The following is a 19,790-nucleotide window of genomic DNA, read 5'->3' as shown; positions in this document are numbered from 1 at the left end:
GACCCATGCAGTCTCCGACCGATCCGCGCCGCGCCCGCTCGCGGGGAAAACTCCTGGACGCCGCGGTGGACCTGCTCCTGTCAGGTGGCGCCGCGGCGGTGACGGTGGACGCGGTCACCCGCGTGTCCGGCGTCGCCCGGACCACGCTGTACCGCAACTTCCCCTCCACCGACTCACTGATCGCCGCGGCTTTCCGACGCCTGCTGCCGGCACCGGAGCCGCCTCCGAGCGACGCCCCGGTGCGCGACCAACTCCTCCAGTTGTGCACGTCCATGACGCGCCTGATCCAGGACGCTCCGCTGCAGCAGTCGATGTGGGGATGGCTGGCCATGGGCAGAGGGGCCGGGAACGACGACGAGGTGGGCGAGCTGCGCCGCGGCATAGTGGACTCCTACGCCGCCCCACTGCACGCGGTCCTGTCCGCCGCCGAGTCCGCCGGAACCCTGATCCCCGGGGACCGCGACCTGGCGGTGGCCCAGCTCGCCGGGCCGGTGGTCCTCGCGCGCATGATCGGGTTGCGACCGTTCAGCGCCACGGACATCGAGATGCTCGTCGATGACTTCCTGCGCAGCCGCCTGGCAGGAGAGGCGGCCCGGCACCGCACGGTGGCCGACTCGTGACCGACGCCGTCGGCGCGATCGTCCTGACCGGAGGCCGCGGAAGCCGCCTCGGCGGCGCCGACAAGGCGGGGATCGCGGTGGCGGGCCGACCGATGCTCCAGGCCGTGGTGGACGCCGCCGCGGCGGTGGCGGGCCCGGTCGTCACAGTCGGCCCCGGAGGTGACACCTGCGAGGAGCCGCCCTATTCCGGTCCCGTCGCCGGGATCGCGGCGGGGCTGGCGGCGCTCCCGGAGCGGGTGGACCTCGTCGTCGTCGTCGCCTGTGACCTCCCGGACCTCGACGCCGTCACCCTCAGCGTCCTCGTCGCCGCGCTGGGGCGGCCCGCCGCCGCGTCTACCCGGCGGCCCGCCGCCGCCCTCGCCGTGGACGCGGGGGGTCGTGACCAGTACCTGCTCGCCGTGTGGCACCGCCCCGCCCTCGCCGCTCGGCTGGACGCCCTTCGGCGGTCCGGCGGCCTCGGCGGGCGACCGGTCCGGGCCCTGTACGACGGCGAGGTGCTCACCCGCGTGGGAGTCGGCGCGCCCGCGCGGGACGTCGACACCTGGGCCGAGGTGGTCGCCTCCGGGCCGATCACACTGGCTCACGTGGGGGCCGTCCTGCGGGCGGGGCTCGCGCCGCTGCCGCCGACCGCCCTCCCTCCCCTCGGCGCGATCGGGGGCGTCCTCGCCGCACCGCTGGTCGCGGCCGACCCGATGCCGCGCCAACCGGTCTCGGCTATGGACGGGTACGCCCTCGCCGGTCCGGGCCCGTGGCGCTTGACGGGGCCCGCGCTCCGGGCCGGGACGAGTACGCCCGGCGGGCTGATCTCCGGCACCGCCGCGCCCATCGCGACCGGCGCGCTCGTCCCGGCCGGCGGTGACAGGGTGCTCCGCCACGAGCTCGTCGAGGTGACGCGGGACGGATCCGGGCCCGCGGTCGTGACGGCCCTGCCCGAGGCCACCGGCCAGGATGACCTGCGGCCGGCCGGCGAGGACTGGACCGCCGGCCACGAGCTCACGGAGGCGGGAGTCACGCTGGACCCGGCGCTCGCCTCGGCGGCCCTGTCGGCGGGCCTGACCTCGGTGACGGTCCGCGGGCCGGTGCGCGCGACCGTGGTGACGACGGGCGACGAGGTCATGCCCGCCGACAGCCCGTCGCCGTTGCCGCCGGGCCGGATCCGCGACACCGTGGGCCCGCTGCTCGTCGGGGCGCTCGGACGGGCGGGGTTCGCTGGCACCGGGCCGCCCGGTCACTGCCCGGACACCGCGGATGCCATGGACTCGGTGCTCTTCGGCGGGGCCGGGCAGCCTGCCGTGCACGTCGTCGTCCTGGTCGGCGCGACCGGCCGCGGGGTGGCCGACCACCTCCGCCCCGCCCTCGAGCGAGCGGGCGCGACCATCGTGCTCGACGGGGTCCGCGTCCGACCCGGGGGGTCGCAACTGGTGGCGGCGCTGCCCGACGGCCGCGTACTGCTGGGACTTCCCGGCAACCCCCTGGCGGCGGTGAGCGCGGCCGCCACCACGGGCCGCGCGCTGGTCGACGCACTCACCGGCAGGACGCGACCTGCGGTCCTGGCCCGGGTGACCGGTCTCGACCGGCTCTCCGCCCCGGGCCGTGCGCGGATCCTGCCGGCCCGCCCCGACGGGGCCGGCGGATGGACGCTCTCCAGCCGGGTACGCACCGCCCACCTGGCCGACCTCGCGGGCGCTCCCGCGCTCGCTGTGATCCCGGAGGGAGCCGGGGCCGACGACCTCGTGGAGATCGTCGACTGGATCTGAAGGCCGCGGTCGAACCGGCCCTCCACCGCATCCGACCCTGAGGAGCGTTAAGTCCCTATACGGCAGCCACTGTGAGAACAAGAAGGAGCAGGCGGTCGCCGCGGTCGCCGCGTTCATCATCAGTTACATCCGGTGACCCGGGCTGAGGAGGGATGAGGTGGGATACACGATCATCGCCACGGCGTTCGGCCTCGCCGCGGCCGCCTCGGCGCTCGCCGCATACACCGGACACCGCGGGTGGGTTGCCGATCCCCGCAAGGGCTACCGCGTACCCGCGCGGGTACGCAGCGATCCCGAGCTGACCCACAGGGCGAACCAGCTCGTGGGAACGTGGTGCCTGCTCGCCGCCGGCCTGGCGCTGGCGCCTGTGGTCGCGGTGATCCCCGCAGTGATGTCCGAGTTCCGACTGGACGCCTCGACCGGGCTTCTCGCGGCCACCGCCGCTTACGCCCTGCTCGTCGGGGCGGTCGCGCGGTACCCCTTCGCACGGATACAGCGGCTGTAGGCTCGCACGGCGGGAAACGCCCAGGCGGGCTGGCGTGTCCGGTTGTGTTAACGTCTGATCGCCAGCATGACCCCGGAGGGGTCGCGGGAACCCGGTGTGAGTCCGGGACTGACGCGCAGCGGTATGGGTGATGGCGGGGCACGATGCCACTGGATCGCAGGATCTGGGAAGGCGCCCCGTCCAGAGGATCCCGAGTCCGAATACCGGCTGGCCCTCGCGGTCCCCACCGCCTGGTCATGATCGGGCTTCGCGTTCCAGGCCCGCGACCTCGGAGTACACCCATGCGTAAGTCAGGCCTGCTCGCCCTCGTCGGCGCCGCCGCCCTCGTCCTCACCTCCTGCGCAGCCGATGACCCGGCTGCCACCGCCGGCCCGGCGGTCGGCCCGATAGAGAACTGCGGTCAGGAGGTGACCGTCGACTCGATCCCCGAGCGGATCGTCTCGCTCAACCAGGGCTCGACGGAGATCCTGCTCGCTCTGGGCCTCGCCGACCGGATGGTCGGTACCGCCACCTGGACCGACCCCGTGCTCGAGGAGTTCGCCGAGGCGAACGCCGCCATCCCGCGGTTGGCCGACAACGCGCCGTCGATGGAGGCGGTCCTCGACGTGGAGCCGGACTTCGTCACGGCCTCCTTCGGCGGCACCCTCGGGGACGGCGGAGTCGCGACCCGCGAGCAGTTCCACGAGTTGGGTGTGGGCACTTACCTCTCCCCCGCCGACTGCGTGGGCAAGATCTCCGACTCCGGTGACGGAGAGCGCGAGACGCCGTTCACCACGGACCTGCTCTACCGGGAGATCACCGAGCTCGCGCAGATCTTCCAGGTGGAGCAGGCCGGCGAGGAGCTGGTCACGGACCTGCAGCTCAGGCTCGACAGGGCGCAGGAGACCGTGGACGCGACCGGGGTGTCGGCGATGTTCTGGTTCGCCAACTCGGAGTCCCCGTACCTGGCCGGCTGCTGTGGCGCCCCGGGGCTCATCTCGCGCACCCTCGGCGTGGAGAACGTCTTCGACGACACCACGCAGGAATGGCCGCAGATCAACTGGGAGGTCGTGGCCGAGCGCGACCCCGATGTCATCGTCCTCGGCGACCTGACCCGCCGGAGCCAGACGGCCGAGACCGGAGCGGCCAAGATCGCCTACCTGGAGTCGAACCCGGTGACCAGGGAGATGTCGGCGGTCCGCGGGAAGCGGTTCATCGAGCTCACCGGCGCCGAGATGAACCCCTCCCTGCGCACTGTCTACGGGGTGGAGACCGTCGCGGCGGGACTCAAGGAACTCGGGCTGGCCGGTGAGCCGAATCCGACGAACTGATCTGATGCCCGGTGCTCGACCACGGTCTGGGCCGGCACACACCCGCCCTCGTCAGGACGACGCCGGCCACACCGTCATCGTGGGCAGGCCGGACCCGGCGGACCGGCAGGCACCGCTGCGGCGGCCAGTCGCCCTGGCCGTTCTGTGGCTCGCCGGACTGGGCGTGCTCGGCGTGTCGATCGCACTCGTACTGACGATCGGCCCCTCGGGCCTGACGGCAGGGGACGTGGCGCAGTCGGCCCTGGCGCGACTCGCCGGTACCGAGTCGGGGTTGACGCGCATCCAGGAGGGGATCATCTGGAACCTGCGCCTGCCCAGGACGATGATGGCGGCTCTGGCCGGCGCCGGGCTCGCCCTGTGCGGGGTGATCCTGCAGTCGCTGCTCCGCAACCCCCTGGCCGACCCGTACATCCTCGGCATCTCCTCCGGCGCATCCACGGGCGCGGTGCTCGTCGTGGTCCTGGGCGTCGGAGCGGGGGCGGTCGGACTCACCACGGGCGCTTTCGTCGGGGCGCTGACCGCCTTCGGGTTCGTCCTGCTACTGGCCTTCGCCTCCGGCGGAACGACCGACCGGGTGGTGCTCGCCGGTGTCGCCGCCACCCAGCTGTTCTCGGCCGTGACCTCGTTCGTCGTCTTCATCGCGGCCGACGCCGAACAGACCCGGGGTGTGTTGTTCTGGCTGCTCGGCTCGTTGGCTTCCGTCCGGTGGTCGGACGTGGCGGTGTGCGGCGTCGTCGTGCTCGTCGGGCTGCTGGTGTGCCTGCTGCACACCTCCAGCCTGGACGCCTTCACCTTCGGTCAGGACGCGGCGGCCGCCCTCGGTGTGAACGTGGCCCGCACCCGGCTCGTGCTCATGGTGGTCACCGCACTCATCACCGCCGTCATCGTCAGCACCTGTGGCGCGATCGGGTTCGTCGGACTGGTGTTGCCGCACGCCGCCCGGGCCGTCGTCGGCATGCGTCATCGGGTCCTGGTACCCACTGCGGCGCTGCTGGGGGCGATCTTCGTGGTCTGGATCGACGCCGCCGCCCGGACGGTCATCGCGCCGCAGGACCTGCCGATCGGTGTGGCCACGGCGCTCATCGGCGTGCCGGCGTTCGTGGTCCTGCTGCTCCGCAGAGGGAGACACAGATGACGGGAGAACCACCGACGGGGCGGATTCCGTCGACACTCGAGGCGAGGGACGTGTCGTGGTCCGTCCGTGGTCGGCCGATCATCACCGATCTCTCCCTGGCTCCGGAGCCCGGGTCGATGGTGGGGGTCCTGGGCCCCAACGGCTCGGGCAAGTCCACTCTGCTGCGCGTCATGACGGGCCTGCTGCGGCCCTCGACCGGCCGCGTCCTGCTCGACGGCACCGATATCCGGGTGTTGCCACGCAGGCAGTTCTCACGGCGCGTGGCCCTTGTCGAGCAGGAGGTGTCCACCGACCAGAACCCGACGGTGCGGGACGTGATCGAGCTCGGACGCATCCCCCACCGCGCCGCGTGGTCCGGCCCACGCGCAGCGGACGATGCGGCCGTACTCCGCGCCGCCGCCACCACCGCGCTCACCGACCGTCTAGACCAGCGGTATTCCACCCTGTCCGGCGGCGAGCGGCAGCGGACGCAGATCGCGCGGGCCCTGGCCCAGGAACCGGACGTGCTCGTGCTAGACGAGCCGACCAACCACCTGGACATCCGCCATCAACTCGACCTGCTGACGCTGGTGCGGGGAACCGGGGCGACGGTGGTGGCGGCTCTGCACGACCTCACTCTCGCGGCCACGTTCTGCGACCGGCTCGAGGTCCTGTCCTGGGGGCGCCTCGTCGCCGGGGGCCGCCCGTCCGAGGTCCTCACGCCGGAACTGATACAGGACGTGTACGGCGTCCGGGCCGAGGTCACCCACGATGGACGAGGGGTACACGTGCGGTATCTCGCACGCTGATCACCGGCGCCGGAGACCCCGGCCGTCAACGCCGGCGGTCAGCGCCGGCGGTCAGCGCCGGCGGTTGCGCAGCTTGTCCGCGAACTCGCGGGCCTTACGCTGGTTCTCCGGCTTGGACGCCTCACGCTTGACCACCTCGGCGGCCTTGAGCGCGACTCCGGTCCGCAGGGCATTTCTCAGGAAAGCCATCGTGCACCTCTGTTCTCGGGGGAGCGCCAGTGTAGGCACAGCATCAGCCCGCCGCGACCGGGCGGCGCAGCAGGTACACGTCCATCACCCAGCCGTGCTCTGCGCGAAGCCGCTCACGGAGGTCCCGCAGCTCCGGCAGAACATCGCCGACCCTGCCCGAGACCAGGCATTCCCCCTGGTCGCCGAGGTTGCCGCCCCACCAAATGTGCCAGTCGTGCAGGTCCTCCAGCGGCAGGTCCGCGTTGAGCATCACCACCACGTTGTCCGCGCCGCCGGCGACGACCTCCGCCAGACGCCGGCCGGTGGTCACGGTGACCGTCCCGCCGATCTCATGTAGGACCAGCCGGTGACGCGCCGCCAACACCTGTAGAGCGGAGATGCCGGGGATCACCTCGACGGCGAAGTCGAGCCGGCCACGGGCGAGGATCCGGTCGACGATCCGCAGCGTGGAGTCGTAGAAGGCGGGGTCGCCCCACACGGGCACCGCCACGTCGCCAGGGCGGTCCGTCAGCACTCGCTCCCACGCCAGGGACCGGGCCTCGTGCCAGTCCAGGACCACACCGCGGTACCCGAGGTGGGAGGAGGTCGACGACGACGAGCGGTCCCGCTCCGGATCAACGACTCCCACCAACTCGACGCCCGGCGCGTGCCGGGCGAGCAGCTGCCTACGGAGGTCGACCAGCGGGTCTGAGGCCCCCTTGACCGCGGCCAGAGCGTAGGCGGACTCCCGCAGGGCCGTGATCGCCTCCACCGTGATCTGGTCCGGTCCCCCGGAGCCGATCCCCACCACCCGCACCCGGCGGCGCGGCGTGCCTCCCGCCTCCCCGGTCGGGAGGCGGGACACGCGGTCAGTCACCGTGGGTGTCCTCGAGGTCGCCCTCGACGTCCAGGTATACCTGCCGCATCCGGTCCATGATCTCGGCGTCCGGCTCGGCCCACAGCCCGCGGTCGGCGGCCTCGGAGAGCCGCTCGATCATCCCGCGCAGGGCCCACGGGTTGGAGCGACGTAGGAACTCCTGGTTGGTCTGATCCAGCACGTACTCCCTGGCCAACGTGTCGTACATCCAGTCGTGCACGACCCCGGCGGTGGCATCGAAGCCGAAGAGGTAGTCCACCGTCGCAGCCAGCTCGAAGGCCCCCTTGTAGCCGTGCCGCTGCATGGCCGCGATCCACCGGGGGTTGACCACGCGCGCCCGGAAGACCCGGACCGTCTCCTCCGCGAGCGACCGGGTGCGGATGGCGTCCGGCGTGGTGGAATCCCCCACGTAGGCGCGGGGTTCGGCGCCGGTCAGCGCGCGCACGGTCGCGATCATCCCGCCGTGGTACTGGAAGTAGTCGTCCGAGTCTGCGATGTCGTGCTCGCGGGTGTCGATGTTCTTGGCGGCCACCGCGATGCGCCGGTAGTTGGTGCGCATGTCGTCCGCGGCCGGGACGCCGTCCAGGTCGCGGCCGTAGGCGAAGCCTCCCCACCGGGTGTAGACCTCGGCCAGGTCGCGGTCGTCCCGCCAGTTGCCGGCCTCGATGGTCTGCAGGATCCCGGCGCCGTACGACCCCGGCGCGGAGCCGAAGATGCGGGTGGTCGCGCGCCGGTGGTCTGAGTGCTCGGCCAGGTCCGCGCGGGTGTGAGCGGCGACGTAGTTGTGCTCGGCCGGCTCGTCGAGGTCCGCCACCATCCGGACGGCGTCGTCGAGCATGGTGATGACGTGCGGGAAGGCGTCCCGGAAGAACCCCGAGATGCGCACGGTCACGTCGACGCGCGGGCGTCCGAGCTCGGCGGCCGGGACCACCTCGAGCCCGTTGACCCGGCGGGAGGCCTCGTCCCATTCCGGACGGACGCCGAGCAGGGCCAGGACCTCAGCCACGTCGTCACCCGAGGTCCGCATGGCCGAGGTGCCCCAGATCGACAATCCCACCGAGCTCGGGTACTCGCCGGTCTCCGCCACATGGCGGTCCAGCAGAGAGTCGGCCATCGCCTGGCCCGTGTCCCAGGCCAGCCGGGACGGAATGGCGCGCGGGTCCACGGTGTAGAAGTTGCGGCCGGTCGGCAGCACGTTGACCAGGCCGCGCAGGGGCGAGCCCGACGGACCGGCCGGCACGAATCCGCCGTCCAGGGCGTGCATCACCGCGTCGAGCTCATCGACGGTGGCGGCCAGGCGCGGAACCACCTCGCGGGCGGCGAACTCCAGCACGCGGCCGACCTCGTCGTCGTCTATCTTGACCTCGTCGATCCCGACCTCGTCGATCCCGACCTCGTCGCCCGCGGACTCACCGCCGGTTCCGGTCCCACCGGACCCGAGCCCCGCGGCGGCCAGGACCTCCGGCACCGCCGCGAGGTCCCACCCCCGGGCGTCCATGTCCTCGACCAGCGCCCGGGCCAGGGCCTCCACGCGGTCGACCTCCGGGGTCGGGGCGTCCTCCCCCAGCCCGAGCGCGCGGCGCAGACCGGGGACCGCGCCGAACTCACCACCCCACACCTGGGAGGCCCGCAGGATCGCCAGCACCAGGTTCACCCGGGCCTCGCCGTCCGGCGCCTGACCCAGCACGTGCAGGCCGTCGCGGATCTGGACGTCCTTGATCTCGCACAGCCAGCCGTCGACGTGGAGCAGGAAGTCGTCGAACTCCTCGTCCCCCGGCTGCTGCTCCAGGCCCAGGTCCTCGTGCATGTGTGCCGACCGCATGAGGGTCCAGATCTGCGCGCGGATGGCCGGCAGCTTGGCCGGGTCCATGGAGGCGATGTTGCCGTACTCGTCCAGCAGCTGCTCGAGGCGGGCGATGTCACCGTAGGACTCGGCGCGGGCCATCGGCGGCACCAGGTGGTCGACGATCGTGGCGTGGGCGCGACGCTTGGCCTGGGCCCCCTCCCCCGGGTCGTTGACCAGGAACGGGTAGATCAACGGCATGTCCGCGATCGCCGCGTCGGTCGCGCACGACGCCGACAGCGCGGCGTTCTTGCCCGGCAGCCACTCCAGCGAACCGTGCTTGCCGATGTGGACCAGCGCGTGGGCGCCGAAACCCCGCGCCAGCCACCGGTAGGCGGCCAGGTAGTGGTGGGAGGGCGCCAACTCGGGATCGTGGTAGATCGCGACCGGGTTCTCGCCGAACCCGCGGGGCGGCTGGATCAACAGGACGACATTGCCGGCCTGGATGGTGGCCAGGACGATCTCGCCGGCGTCGTTGACGAACAGCTGACCGGGCGCCTGCCCCCAGGCCTCGACCATCTCGGAGCGCAGCGACTCGGGCAGGTCCGCCGTCCACGCGAGGTAGTCGTCGGTCGAGATCCGCACGTGACTGTCGGTGAGCTGGGCGTTCGTGAGCCACTCCTCGTCCTGACCGCCCGCGGCGATCAGGGCGTGGATCAGCGCGTCTCCGGCGGCGGTGTCGTCGGCGTAGTCCCCCGCGGTGTCGAGGAACCGGGCGACCGGCCCGTCCGCCGGCCCCAGGTCGTACCCCTCGTCGCGCATGCGGCGCAGGAGTCGGATGGTCGACACCGGGGTGTCCAGACCGACCGCGTTTCCGATCCGCGAGTGCTTGGTCGGGTAGGCCGAGAGCACCAGCGCGACGCGTCGCTCGGCCGCGGGCACGTGACGCAGCCGCGCGTGCGAGACCGCGATCCCCGCGACGCGGGCGCAGCGTTCGGGGTCGGCCACGTACCGGGGCAACCCGTCGGCGTCGATCTCCTTGAACGAGAACGGCGCGGTGATGATTCGGCCGTCGAACTCGGGGATCGCGATCTGGTTGGCCGAGTCCAGCGGGTTGACGCCGTCGTCGGAGGCCTCCCAGTCCTCCCGACTCCACGTCAGGCACAGCCCCTGCAGCACCGGGATGTCGAGCGTCGCGATCCGTTCGACGTCCCACGTCTCGTCCTCGCCGCCCGCGCTCACCGCGCCTGGCGTGGTGCCGCCGGCGGCCAGGACCGTGACGATCAGCGCGTCGAGCGTCCCGAGCGCCTCGAACAGCTCGTCGGGGGCCGAGCGGAGCGACCCGGCGAACACGGGGACGCCCACGGCCTGCCCGGTGGCGTCGATGGCATCGGCGAGCGCATGCGCGAACTCCGAGTTCCCGCTGACCTCGTGCGCCCGGTAGTAGAGCACTCCCACGCGGGGGACGCCCCGCGACTGGTCGGTTCCGATCGGGGAGGCCACAGACTCCGGCCGCGGTGGCATCCCCCACACCGGGACGCTCTCCGGGGGTGCGAATCCGGTGCCGGTGAGCAGCACGGTGTCCGAGAGGAAGGCGTGGAGCTGGGCGAGGTTCCGCTCTCCCCCCTCGGCGAGGTAGCGGTGTGCCTCGGCCGCGATACCGATCGGGACGGTGGACAACTCCATCAGGTCGGCGTCCGGGGCCTGCTCGCCGCCCAGGACGACCACCGGCCGGCCGGAGGCCATGACCGCGGCGAACCCGGGCTCCCACGACCGGCGGGACCCGAGGATCCGGACCACGACCAGGTCGGCGCCGGCGAGCAGGCCGGGCAGGTCCGAGTCCACGTCGACCCGGGACGGGTTGCCGAGCGTCCACTGCGCGCGAGAGGCCCGCGCGGAGAGCAGATCCGTGTCCGAGGTGGACAGCAGGGTGATGCGTGGTGGCTGGCCCGAGCGCCGTGGTGATGCCGTGTCAGTCGATGGTGCGGTGTCGTCCGATGGTGCGGTGTCGTCCGATGGTGCCGAGGCGTCCTCAGGGGACGCCGAACGCCGGTCATGGCGCATGTTCTTCTCCAAACCCTCGTGGAACATGACGCCGTGGCCGGTCTCCTGGCTTTCGCATCGACGCCGCGCGACCGACCTTCCCGGGCCTGGGCCCAGTGGTCTCCGCCCCACTCGGGGACGGACGAGGGTGCGCGACTCCGCGACTACAGTGGCGAGGGCCGCGCCGGCTTTTCCTCCGGCTTCCCGAGCACCACGGCACCGGCGAGCCTATCCGGCGCCGCTCCCCAACGGGTGTCCGGCCGCCGGCTACCCGCTCGCCGCGCCACACCCCCGGGTGCCACACTGAGCCCCGTGAGCGTTTCCGGACCGACCCGCCGCACCCGCACCGACATGTGCCCCGGCGTCCTGCGCCCGTGGCCCGCCGAGGACGGCGCCCTTGTCCGGCTCCGCGTCCCGGGCGGACGGGTGTCGCCGGAGTCCCTCGCCGCGCTGCATAGGGTCGCAGCGAAATACGGCGACGACGACGTGCACGTGACCACACGAGCCAACCTGCAGTTGCGGGCCCTGCCGATGAGCCGCGACGGACGGCTCGCGGACGAGGTCGTGGCGGCCCTCGCCGCGACCGGGCTGCTGCCCGCCCCGTCGCACGAGCTCGTCCGCAACGTGCTCGTCTCCCCGCTCACCGGCCTGGTCGGCGGGAGGGCCGACCTCCGCCGCGTGACCGACCGGCTCGACGCCGGTCTCCGGGCGGATCCCGGGCTGGCCGGGTTGTCCGGGCGGTTCCTGTTCGTCCTCGACGACGGCCGCGGCGACCTGGTGGACCGCCCCGGGGACCTGGGGCTGGCGGCCCTCGACGCCGACACCGTGCAGCTGCGGGCGGGTGCGGACTGGTCGGCGGTGGTGCCCCTCGAGGAGGCGGCCGATCGCCTGCTCGACCTGGCCCGCGATTTCGCCGCCGCCCGCGGTACCGGCCCCGACGCGCCCTGGCACGTGCGTGAACTCCCGGTGCCGCTGACCGCCGCCTGCCCGGGCGACGGTCGTCTCCCCACCCCGGCCCCCGCGCTGCCGTACGGCCCGGTCCCGGGCTCCTCGGGACGGATCGAGCACGTCGGGGCCCCGGACGGCGTCCTCACCCGTGCCGTGATCGATCGCCTCACCGGCGAGGACGTCACCGAGCTCATCGTCACCCCGTGGCGCGGCGTGCTCACCGTGCGCACGTAGACTCGCCGCTGTCCCACGGCGAGGAACCCGGTGCGAGTCCGGGGCGGTTCCGCCACTGTGAGGCCCGGTCGACGGGCCGCCAAGCCAGATACTGGCCGAGGGATCGACGCGCTTCCTGGCGCGTCGCCTGAGACTTCTGACCGGGGCGAGAACCCCGAGGAGGACCCATGCCTGCTGTCCCCAGGCCGCCACGCCGCTACGATTATGTCGACGACGGGCCTGCGATCTACGTCGACTCGTTCGCCACCATCCGGCGGGAGACCGATCTGTCGCGCGTCCCCCAGGACGCCGAGCGGCTCGCCGTCCGGATGGTGCACGGCACCGGGCAGACCGACCTCGTCGATGACCTGCAGGTCCATCCGGGACTGGTGGGGTCCGCGCGATCCGCGCTCGAGGCCGGGGCGCCGATCCTCTGCGACGCCCACATGGTGGCCTCCGGGATCACCAGGTCCCGGCTCCCCCGGAACAACGACGTGGTGTGCCTGTTGTCCGATCCCCGCGTGCCCGAGCTGGCCCGGCAGATGGGCACCACCCGCTCCGCCGCCGCCCTCTCGCTGTGGGGCGAGCGGCTCGACGGTGCCGTGGTGGCGATCGGCAACGCCCCCACCGCGCTGTTCCACCTGCTGGAGTTGCTGTTGGACGGCGCCCCCCATCCGGCGGCGATCGTCGGGTGCCCCGTGGGCTTCATCGGCGCCGCCGAGTCCAAGGCCGCGCTGGCCTGCCTGGCGGACGACCACGGTATCGACATCCCCTTCGTCACCGTCCACGGGCGACGCGGCGGGTCCGCGATGACGGTCTCCGCCGTCAACGCCCTCGCGCAGGTGGCCGAGTGAGCGCCGGTCAGGCGGGCGAGGCGGGGCGCCTGTACGGGGTCGGCGTGGGCCCCGGGGACCCCGAGCTGATCACCCTCAAGGCCGCCCGATTGATCGGTGCCGCCGACGTGGTGGCCTACCACGCCGGCCGCGGCAAGGAGTCCAACGCCAGGCGCATCGCCGCAGGTCTCATCCCCGCCGGTGCCATCGAGGAGGTACTGGAGTACCCGGTGACCACGGGCGCCACCGACCACCCCGGCGGGTACGCGGGGGCTATCGCGGACTTCTACGACCGCAGTGCGCAGCGCCTGGCCGACCATCTCGCGGCCCGGCGGGACGTGGTCCTGCTGGCCGAGGGGGACCCGCTGTTCTACGGGTCGTTCATGTACATGCACGACAAACTCTCGAGCCGGTTCGTCACCGAGATCGTGCCCGGCATCCCGGCGTTCGCCGCCGCGACCGCCGCCGCGGCCACCCCCCTGGTCCGGCAGACGGACGTGCTCACCGTGTTGCCCGGAACCCTCCCCGAGCCCGAGCTCGCCCGCCGCCTCGCGGACACCGACGGGGCGATCATCATGAAGCTCGGGCGGAACTTCCCGGCGGTGCGTCGTGCGCTGGAGGCCGCCGGACGGCTCGAGGGCGCGGTGTACGTCGAACGCGCCTCGACCGCGGCCGAGGTGCACCACCCGGTGCGGGACGTCGATCCGGCGACCGTGCCGTACTTCTCCCTCATCGTTGTCCCCGGCGACGCCCAGCACGTCGACCCGTTCGGGAGGCGCCCCTCGCCACTGGGTGAGGGGACCGTGCGCGACGCCGCCCCGGACGGGGAGCTGCACGTGGTCGGACTGGGACCGGGCCCGGACCATTGGCTCACCGCCGAGGCCCAGCGCGTGTTGGCCGAGGTCGACCACGTGGTCGGGTACGCGCCCTACGTCGACCGCGTCCCCCAGCGCGCCGGGCTCACCCGTCACTGCTCGGGCAACACCGTCGAGGTGGACAGGGCCAGGCTCGCCCTGGACCTCGCGCGCTCCGGCGAACGCGTGGCGGTGGTCTCCGGGGGCGACGCGGGCGTCTTCGGCATGGCCGCCGCGGTCTTCGAGGCCGCCGAGGACCCGATCTACTCCCGCATCGACGTGCGGGTCGCACCCGGGGTGTCCGCCGTGCAGGCGGTCGCCGCACGGGCCGGGGCACCGATCGGCGCGGACTTCGCCGTGATGAGCCTGTCCGACCGGCTCAAACCCTGGGAGGTGATCTCCCGGCGCCTCGACGCGATCGCCGCAGTGGACCTGGTCCTGGCTGTCTACAACCCCGCCTCGCGTTCGCGGACCCGCCAGGTCGCCGACGCCCGCGACGTCCTCCTCCGGCACCGGGACCCGGCCACCCCGGTGGTGGTGGGACGCGACGTGGGCCGGGCCGAGGAATCTCTGACGATCACCACTCTCGCCGAGCTCGACTGCGACTCGGTGGACATGAAGTGCCTGCTCATCGTGGGCGCGTCCGGGACCCGCGTCACCGAGTCGGGGCGGGTGTGGAGTCCGCGGTTCGTGCGGACATGAGCGCGGCTCCCGACCGCGACGCGCTGTGGCGGATCCTCGCCACCCGCCGCGACCACCGCCACTTCCATCCCACCCCGGTGCCGCGCGAGACCGTCGAGCGGCTCCTCGAGGTCTTCGCCGTGGCCCCGAGTGTCGGGCTGAGCCAACCCTGGCACGTGACCGTGATCGAGGACCGCGGCGTGCGCGAGGCCGTCCACGAGGGATTCCGAACCGTGCGCCGCGCCGAATCCGAGCGCTTCGACGGCCAGAGACGCGAACTCTACGACTCCCTGCGCCTCGAGGGCATCCTCCAGGCGCCGGTCGGGCTGATCGTCAGCCACAGGCCGCCCGCCGGCCCGGTCCTGGGCACCACCAGCGTGCCCGCTGCCTCCGAGTACAGCGTCGTGGCCGCCATCACCCTGCTGTGGCTGGCGGTGACGGCCGAGGGCCTGGGCATGGGCTGGGTGAGCCTCGTCGACCCCGACCACCTCTCCGAGGCAGTGCCTGTTCCGGAGGGGGCCCGGCCCCTGGCCTATCTGTGCCTGGGTCATCCCCAGTTGGAGCTCGAGGAGCCGCTCCTCCAGACCGTCGGCTGGGGACATCGGTCGCCACTGTCGGTCGACTGGGTGTAGGTCCCGAACCAGGCCCGGTCCGTTCCGAGTCGCTCAGAATCCGTACCTGACCGCCCATGCCGCCGTCTGCGCCCGACTCCTGGTCCCGGTCTTTCGCATCAGATGATCGACGTGCGTGGCCACGGTTCGCCGCGAGATGTACAGGCGCTCCGCGATCTCTGGGTTGCTCAGCCCGTCCCGCAGAAGGGCGAGGATCTCGCGTTCGCGGTCGGTGAGTCCCGACGTCATCCGTACGTGAACCGCCCAGGCCGTGTGCGCCAACCGGTCCACCGTTTCCCGGAACATCTCCTGCGTACGACTGTCGAAACTCGGTTGAGCGATATTCGTGTGGATAAATCCGAAGATTGATCCATCCTTCGCGGTGAGCGGCCGGGTGATTCCGTTCCTATATCCCGCAGGCTTCAGGGTGTCGTTGACATATTCGGTGTCAATGAATTCCGAACGTTCCCACGGATAAATTCCACCCGGATCACTCACGTGCCGGGAAATTCTGCGCCGGGTCGCGCCAAACCATTCTTTCTCGTAAACACCCGCGACTCCCGGTTCATAACCGATATTCGTCACCAGATGAGGTGTCCTGTCCGAGGACGACAGGATCGTCAGCGCGATGGCATCGACCTTGAGGACATACTGTGACAACTGCAGTGCGCCCTCCACGCGGCGCACGGGGTGCTGGTCCGTGGCATCGGCGATGGACTGCGCCATTGCCTCGATCGTCGCCTTCATCATGCTCACCACCCTGTGCCTACTCGACTCCGTCGACTCGGACCACGCGGAGGTCCCCTCACCGGACCACGCGTGCGTGATCCCATTATGAGCGCCATTGTTTCGGGCTTGTGAACCGTGCGGGTTATCCGCGTAAAGTCTCCAAGTTCTATCTCACAATATCCGTCAGCTGACGGATGGCCCACCGGCCTTTTCTCTCCATATTCTGGTGGGGCGACTTCTACACGAGAAGCTCACGACCGCACTCATTTATTCTGGGAGAATCAGTGTTCAGATCACGCACGCTCACACGAATGGCCCTCATTTCCACAGCGTCGATCGGACTGTTGTCTCTCACTGCCTGCGGTGGGAACAGCGGCAGCGGGACGGCCGTCTCCGAGGACTGCGAGGAAGTCCGGACGATCGGCTTCAGTCATCCGATCGGTGAGGTCGACTTCGTCAACACCCTCAAGAACTACGCCGCCGAATACGGCGCGACCTCCGAGTGCGTCGAGGTCCTTCTGGACAGCACCATCGAGTCCAACCTCGAGTCCCAACGGGAGACGGTGGAGAGCTGGGTCAACCAGCAGATCGACGCGATCGTCATCTGGCCGACCGACCCCGGCGCCTTCGCTGGGCTCCAGCAACAGGCCCAGGCCAACGGGACGGCCTGGCTCACGTACTCCTCACACATGGACGGCCAGGACGGCAGCGTCGGTTTCGACAACGAGTACTCCGGCAACATGGTCGCCGAGCACCTCGACGGCTGGCTCGACGAGAACTACCCGGACGGTACCGACGGCATCACCGCGGCGATCACGGAGATCCCCTCGCTCCCACCACTCGCCGGCCGCTGGCAGCCGGTGGCCGCGATGCTCGAGGAGCGTGGCATCGAGATTGTCTCACTCCAGGACTGCGGTGACACCACCTGTGGTCGCCAGGTCGCCGACGACGCGATCGCGGAGAACGACGACCTCCGGATCTTCATCGGCACCAACGACGACGCCGCGCTCGGCGCCCTGGGCGCGTTCCTCGCGTCGGACATCCCGCCGGAGGAGACCTACATCGTCGGGAACGACGGTCTGCCGGAGGCGTTCGAGGCGATCGAGAACGGCACCCACTACAAGGCCAGCGCCGCCATTGATATCCAGCACCTCGCCCGCTCGATCGTCGACAACTCGCTCGCGGCGATCACCGGAGAGGGCGATCCGAATAACGAATCGCCGTACCACATGGTCACGCTCTCCGATCCCGAGCTCCTCGCCGAGATGAAGGCGCAATTCCAATGAGCGGCCCCTCCCAGACCACGGAACGACCCCCGGGCGCCGATCTCGGGACGCGGAGCGACGGCGATCCCCGCGGGTCCGGACCGGTGACCCCTCCGGAGCGGAGCACGGGACCCGGACTCGACGTCCGCAACCTCACCAAGCGCTTCGGATCGACCACCGTCCTCAAGGGTGTCGATCTGGAATTCCGCACCGGCGAGGTCCACGCGTTCCTCGGTGCGAACGGCGCCGGGAAGTCGACGCTGCTGAGCTGCCTGAGCGGTGCGCACCGCCCGAGCAGCGGCGAGATCGTGGTGGGTGGGACGTCGTACGACGGCTTCACCCCCACCTCCGCCTTCGACGCCGGAATCGCGGTGATCTACCAGCACTTCCAGCTGGCCGGGTCGCTCACGGTCGCGGACAACGTCTTCCTCGGCGACGAGCTCACGAGGACCGGCGTACTCAGCCGACAGAAGCAGGAACAGATCACCCGTGAACTGCTCGACAGCCTGGGCGTGGACATCGACCCGCGAACGCCGGTGGAGAAGCTCTCGATCGGCCAGCAACAGATCGTCGAGATCACCCGCGCTCTGCGGCGCGACCCCTCGGTCCTCATCCTGGATGAGCCCACGGCAGCCCTCGGCCGGGCCGAGGCGGCGTCGCTGCTGCGGACCATCCGCAGACTCGCCTACGAGCGGCGCATCGCCGTCGTTTTTGTGACCCACCTACTGGGTGAGGTCATGGCCGTCGCCGACCGGGTCTCGGTCCTGCGGGACGGCCGCGTGTTGTGGACCCGGGACAGGGGGGACGTGACCATGGACGCGCTGGTCAGCGGCATCTCCCCCTCGGTCACCGCCACGGACGAGCGCACCGAGCGGGCCACCGGACCGACTTTCGTCGAGTTCTCGGGGTTCCGGACCTCGTACTGCGGCCCACTCGACCTCGAGATCGGCGAGGGGGAAATCGTCGGCCTGTACGCGATGATGGGCGGCGGCCGCACGAATCTCCTCGAGACCATCGCGGGCGCTCGACGCGCACGCGGTGGGACGCTCACCGTCGACGGTGCCGACGCCACCGCCGGCTCACCACGCCAGGCGTCCCGCAAGGGCATCGCCCTGGTGGCGTCCGACCGCCCGGCGCAGTCCCTGTTCGGCGATCTCTCCGCACTGGACAACCTGTTGATGCCCCACTTCCGCGGTTCACGGCTCGGGTTTCGGTTCCCCCGCCGCGAGAAGCCGGTCTTCGACCGGGTCGCGGAAAGAGTGCAGCTGCTGCCGCCTGACGCGGAGGCGACCGGCGGTTCGTTCTCCGGGGGCAACGCGCAGAAGATCATGGTCGGGCGCTGGCTGGCTGACCTCGGCGACTGCCGATTCCTGCTCCTCGACGAGCCGACGCAGGGCGTCGACATCGGATCCCGCGAGCAGATCTATCGGCTGGTCCGCGAGTTCGCGTCCCGGCCCGGTCGCTCGGTGATGTTCACGACTTCAGATCCCGAGGAGGCCGTGGCACTGGCGGATCGGATCGTGGTGCTCCACGAGGGCCGGATCAGTCAGGTATTCGGCCCCGACGTCGGGGAGGACACACTCCTGTCCCACGCACAGTCGGCGGCCGTCGAGTCACAAGAGGGAGTAACCGCATCATGACCGTTGCCACAATGACGGCCCCGCCCGACGGGGGTCCGGAGACCAACCGACGGGACCCGAGCCCTGTCATCACCCGAGACCTTCTACTCAAGGCGATCGGCGCTGTGATGCCGATCGCCGTGGTCCTGCTGATGGTGTACTTCTCCGTCAACACGACCGCGTTTCTCACGGTCAACAACCTGCTCACCGTCATCACCCAGAACGCCCCCCTGATCATCATCAGCATGGCCTTCGCGATGCTGCTGATGTCCGGGTACGTCGACCTCTCCGTGGGCTCCACGATGGCGGTCTCCGGCGTGGCGGGCGCCCTGGCCTTCGGTCCGCTCGGCTTCCTCGGCGGAGCCGCCGTGGCGGTCGGCGTCGGCGCGCTGGTCGGTGCCGTCAACGGCGGACTCATCGGGTACCTGGCGATCTCACCGATCGTCGTCACCCTGGGGATGCTGGCGGTGGGGCGCGGCGCCGCCATGACCCTGTCACCCGACCCCCTCTACGGTTTCAACGACACCGTCCGCGCCTTCGGCACCGGAAGTGCCCTCGGCATCTCCTACATCGCCTGGGTCGCCATCGCGGTGGCGGCGATCTGCATCCTCGTCATGAGCTTCACCGCCCTGGGCAAACACATCATGGCGATCGGCGTGAACACCCGCGCCGCGTTCCTCACCGGGATCAAGGTGAGGACCACGATCTTCTCGCTGTACGTCGCCGTCGGCGCAGCAGCCGGTGTCGCCGGCCTCGTCCTGGTCTCCCGCCTCGACTCCGCCCCGGCGGGGACGCTGGGGGCCGGGTTCGAGGTCACCGTCCTGTCCGCGGTGCTCCTCGGTGGAATCCCGTTCACCGGAGGCCGCGGGAGCCTGTGGCGAGTCCTGCTGGGCGTCTGGTTCATCTCCGTACTGCGCAACGGCCTCACGCTGATGAACGTCGGTTCCGAGATGGTCAACATCGTGTCGGGGATCGTGCTGATCATCGCCGCCGGTCTCGAGGCGCTCCGCATGTATCTGCGACGCAAGCTCTAACCCCACCCATCCAGACC

General features: G+C 71.2%; 17 protein-coding genes and 3 riboswitches. Of the genes, 13 read left to right on the top strand and 4 right to left on the bottom strand.

Annotated elements, in window-relative coordinates; genetic code table 11:
- Positions 1-5 precede the first annotated feature (5 nt).
- From ABIE38_RS08685 to ABIE38_RS08660, 6 genes are all read left to right on the top strand, one after another.
- A complete protein-coding gene (locus ABIE38_RS08685; RefSeq protein WP_354055410.1) occupies positions 6-620 on the top strand; it encodes a TetR/AcrR family transcriptional regulator in 615 nt (204 codons plus the stop codon).
- Positions 617-2,377: an NTP transferase domain-containing protein gene (locus ABIE38_RS08680; RefSeq protein ID WP_354055408.1), complete on the top strand. Its 1,761-nt coding sequence runs from the start codon at positions 617-619 to the stop codon at positions 2,375-2,377. Before ABIE38_RS08685 ends, ABIE38_RS08680 begins: the two co-directional genes overlap by 4 nt.
- A 157-nt stretch (positions 2,378-2,534) precedes the next feature.
- The gene (locus tag ABIE38_RS08675; protein ID WP_354055406.1) at positions 2,535-2,882 is read left to right on the top strand and encodes a hypothetical protein; all 348 of its coding nucleotides are present in this window, start codon (positions 2,535-2,537) and stop codon (positions 2,880-2,882) included.
- A 45-nt stretch (positions 2,883-2,927) separates the two neighbouring features.
- Positions 2,928-3,108: riboswitch (cobalamin riboswitch) on the top strand.
- A 55-nt stretch (positions 3,109-3,163) separates the two neighbouring features.
- On the top strand, positions 3,164-4,192 hold the full coding sequence (locus tag ABIE38_RS08670) for an ABC transporter substrate-binding protein (protein ID WP_354055404.1): 1,029 nt from the start codon (positions 3,164-3,166) through the stop codon (positions 4,190-4,192).
- A 79-nt stretch (positions 4,193-4,271) separates the two neighbouring features.
- The gene (locus tag ABIE38_RS08665; RefSeq protein ID WP_354055402.1) at positions 4,272-5,327 is read left to right on the top strand and encodes a FecCD family ABC transporter permease; all 1,056 of its coding nucleotides are present in this window, start codon (positions 4,272-4,274) and stop codon (positions 5,325-5,327) included.
- Positions 5,324-6,115 carry an ABC transporter ATP-binding protein gene (locus ABIE38_RS08660; protein WP_354055400.1) on the top strand — a complete coding sequence of 264 codons (792 nt, stop codon included), beginning with the start codon at positions 5,324-5,326 and terminating at the stop codon, positions 6,113-6,115. Before ABIE38_RS08665 ends, ABIE38_RS08660 begins: the two co-directional genes overlap by 4 nt.
- A gap of 51 nt (positions 6,116-6,166) precedes the next feature.
- Here ABIE38_RS08660 and ABIE38_RS08655 read toward each other — a convergent pair whose 3' ends face one another.
- The 3 genes from ABIE38_RS08655 to cobN all read right to left on the bottom strand — a co-directional run bounded on the left by ABIE38_RS08655 (position 6,167) and on the right by cobN (position 11,034).
- The gene (locus ABIE38_RS08655; protein ID WP_354055398.1) at positions 6,167-6,304 is read right to left on the bottom strand and encodes a hypothetical protein; all 138 of its coding nucleotides are present in this window, start codon (positions 6,302-6,304) and stop codon (positions 6,167-6,169) included.
- A 43-nt stretch (positions 6,305-6,347) separates the two neighbouring features.
- Entirely contained in the window at positions 6,348-7,160 is an 813-nt protein-coding gene (cobF, locus tag ABIE38_RS08650; protein ID WP_354055396.1) for a precorrin-6A synthase (deacetylating), read from the bottom strand.
- Positions 7,153-11,034 carry a cobaltochelatase subunit CobN gene (gene cobN / locus ABIE38_RS08645; RefSeq protein ID WP_354055394.1) on the bottom strand — a complete coding sequence of 1,294 codons (3,882 nt, stop codon included), beginning with the start codon at positions 11,032-11,034 and terminating at the stop codon, positions 7,153-7,155. Before cobN ends, cobF begins: the two co-directional genes overlap by 8 nt.
- A riboswitch (cobalamin riboswitch) is annotated at positions 11,026-11,217 on the bottom strand. Its footprint overlaps the gene before it by 9 nt.
- Before the next feature lie 81 nt (positions 11,218-11,298).
- Between cobN and ABIE38_RS08640 the strand changes: the two genes are divergently transcribed.
- The 4 genes from ABIE38_RS08640 (at position 11,299) to bluB (ending at position 15,147) form a co-directional block, all read left to right on the top strand.
- Complete coding sequence (locus tag ABIE38_RS08640) at positions 11,299-12,168, top strand: ferredoxin-like domain-containing protein (protein WP_354055392.1); 870 nt, start codon at positions 11,299-11,301, stop codon at positions 12,166-12,168.
- Positions 12,168-12,282: riboswitch (cobalamin riboswitch) on the top strand. It overlaps the preceding gene by 1 nt.
- Before the next feature lie 53 nt (positions 12,283-12,335).
- On the top strand, positions 12,336-13,001 hold the full coding sequence (locus tag ABIE38_RS08635) for a precorrin-8X methylmutase (protein ID WP_354055390.1): 666 nt from the start codon (positions 12,336-12,338) through the stop codon (positions 12,999-13,001).
- Positions 12,998-14,536: a precorrin-2 C(20)-methyltransferase gene (locus ABIE38_RS08630; RefSeq protein WP_354055388.1), complete on the top strand. Its 1,539-nt coding sequence runs from the start codon at positions 12,998-13,000 to the stop codon at positions 14,534-14,536. Before ABIE38_RS08635 ends, ABIE38_RS08630 begins: the two co-directional genes overlap by 4 nt.
- Positions 14,533-15,147, top strand: coding sequence for a 5,6-dimethylbenzimidazole synthase (bluB, locus tag ABIE38_RS08625; protein ID WP_354055386.1), 615 nt, complete (start codon positions 14,533-14,535; stop codon positions 15,145-15,147). Before ABIE38_RS08630 ends, bluB begins: the two co-directional genes overlap by 4 nt.
- A 33-nt stretch (positions 15,148-15,180) precedes the next feature.
- Here the strand turns inward: bluB and ABIE38_RS08620 are convergent, their stop codons facing one another.
- Entirely contained in the window at positions 15,181-15,876 is a 696-nt protein-coding gene (locus tag ABIE38_RS08620) for a helix-turn-helix transcriptional regulator (RefSeq protein ID WP_354055576.1), read from the bottom strand.
- Positions 15,877-16,166: 290 nt separating this feature from the next.
- Here ABIE38_RS08620 and ABIE38_RS08615 point away from each other — a divergent pair, with 290 nt between their 5' ends.
- Genes ABIE38_RS08615 through ABIE38_RS08605 form a run of 3 tightly spaced genes read left to right on the top strand, consistent with a single transcriptional unit; the run spans position 16,167 to position 19,773 of the window.
- Positions 16,167-17,141: a sugar ABC transporter substrate-binding protein gene (locus ABIE38_RS08615; RefSeq protein WP_354055384.1), complete on the top strand. Its 975-nt coding sequence runs from the start codon at positions 16,167-16,169 to the stop codon at positions 17,139-17,141.
- On the top strand, positions 17,138-18,760 hold the full coding sequence (locus tag ABIE38_RS08610; RefSeq protein WP_354055383.1) for a sugar ABC transporter ATP-binding protein: 1,623 nt from the start codon (positions 17,138-17,140) through the stop codon (positions 18,758-18,760). Before ABIE38_RS08615 ends, ABIE38_RS08610 begins: the two co-directional genes overlap by 4 nt.
- Positions 18,757-19,773, top strand: coding sequence for an ABC transporter permease (locus ABIE38_RS08605; protein WP_354055381.1), 1,017 nt, complete (start codon positions 18,757-18,759; stop codon positions 19,771-19,773). The genes ABIE38_RS08610 and ABIE38_RS08605 overlap by 4 nt, the downstream gene beginning before the upstream one ends.
- The last annotated feature ends 17 nt before the right edge of the window (positions 19,774-19,790 follow it).

It is taken from the genome of Dietzia sp. 2505, from assembly GCF_040546785.1.
In the GTDB taxonomy this organism is placed as follows: Bacteria; Actinomycetota; Actinomycetes; order Mycobacteriales; family Mycobacteriaceae; genus Dietzia.
This window is presented reverse-complemented; position numbering and strand designations above follow the sequence as displayed.

Coding starts and splice junctions, on each gene's coding strand:
- ABIE38_RS08635 (WP_354055390.1), top strand. CDS start 12,336: ATGCCTGCTGTCCCCAGGCCGCCACGCCGCTACGATTATGTCGACGAC.
- ABIE38_RS08655 (WP_354055398.1), bottom strand. CDS start 6,304: ATGGCTTTCCTGAGAAATGCCCTGCGGACCGGAGTCGCGCTCAAGGCC.
- ABIE38_RS08660 (WP_354055400.1), top strand. CDS start 5,324: ATGACGGGAGAACCACCGACGGGGCGGATTCCGTCGACACTCGAGGCG.
- ABIE38_RS08615 (WP_354055384.1), top strand. CDS start 16,167: ATGGCCCTCATTTCCACAGCGTCGATCGGACTGTTGTCTCTCACTGCC.
- ABIE38_RS08610 (WP_354055383.1), top strand. CDS start 17,138: ATGAGCGGCCCCTCCCAGACCACGGAACGACCCCCGGGCGCCGATCTC.
- cobN (WP_354055394.1), bottom strand. CDS start 11,034: ATGTTCCACGAGGGTTTGGAGAAGAACATGCGCCATGACCGGCGTTCG.
- ABIE38_RS08670 (WP_354055404.1), top strand. CDS start 3,164: ATGCGTAAGTCAGGCCTGCTCGCCCTCGTCGGCGCCGCCGCCCTCGTC.
- ABIE38_RS08605 (WP_354055381.1), top strand. CDS start 18,757: ATGACCGTTGCCACAATGACGGCCCCGCCCGACGGGGGTCCGGAGACC.
- ABIE38_RS08685 (WP_354055410.1), top strand. CDS start 6: ATGCAGTCTCCGACCGATCCGCGCCGCGCCCGCTCGCGGGGAAAACTC.
- ABIE38_RS08620 (WP_354055576.1), bottom strand. CDS start 15,876: ATGATGAAGGCGACGATCGAGGCAATGGCGCAGTCCATCGCCGATGCC.
- bluB (WP_354055386.1), top strand. CDS start 14,533: ATGAGCGCGGCTCCCGACCGCGACGCGCTGTGGCGGATCCTCGCCACC.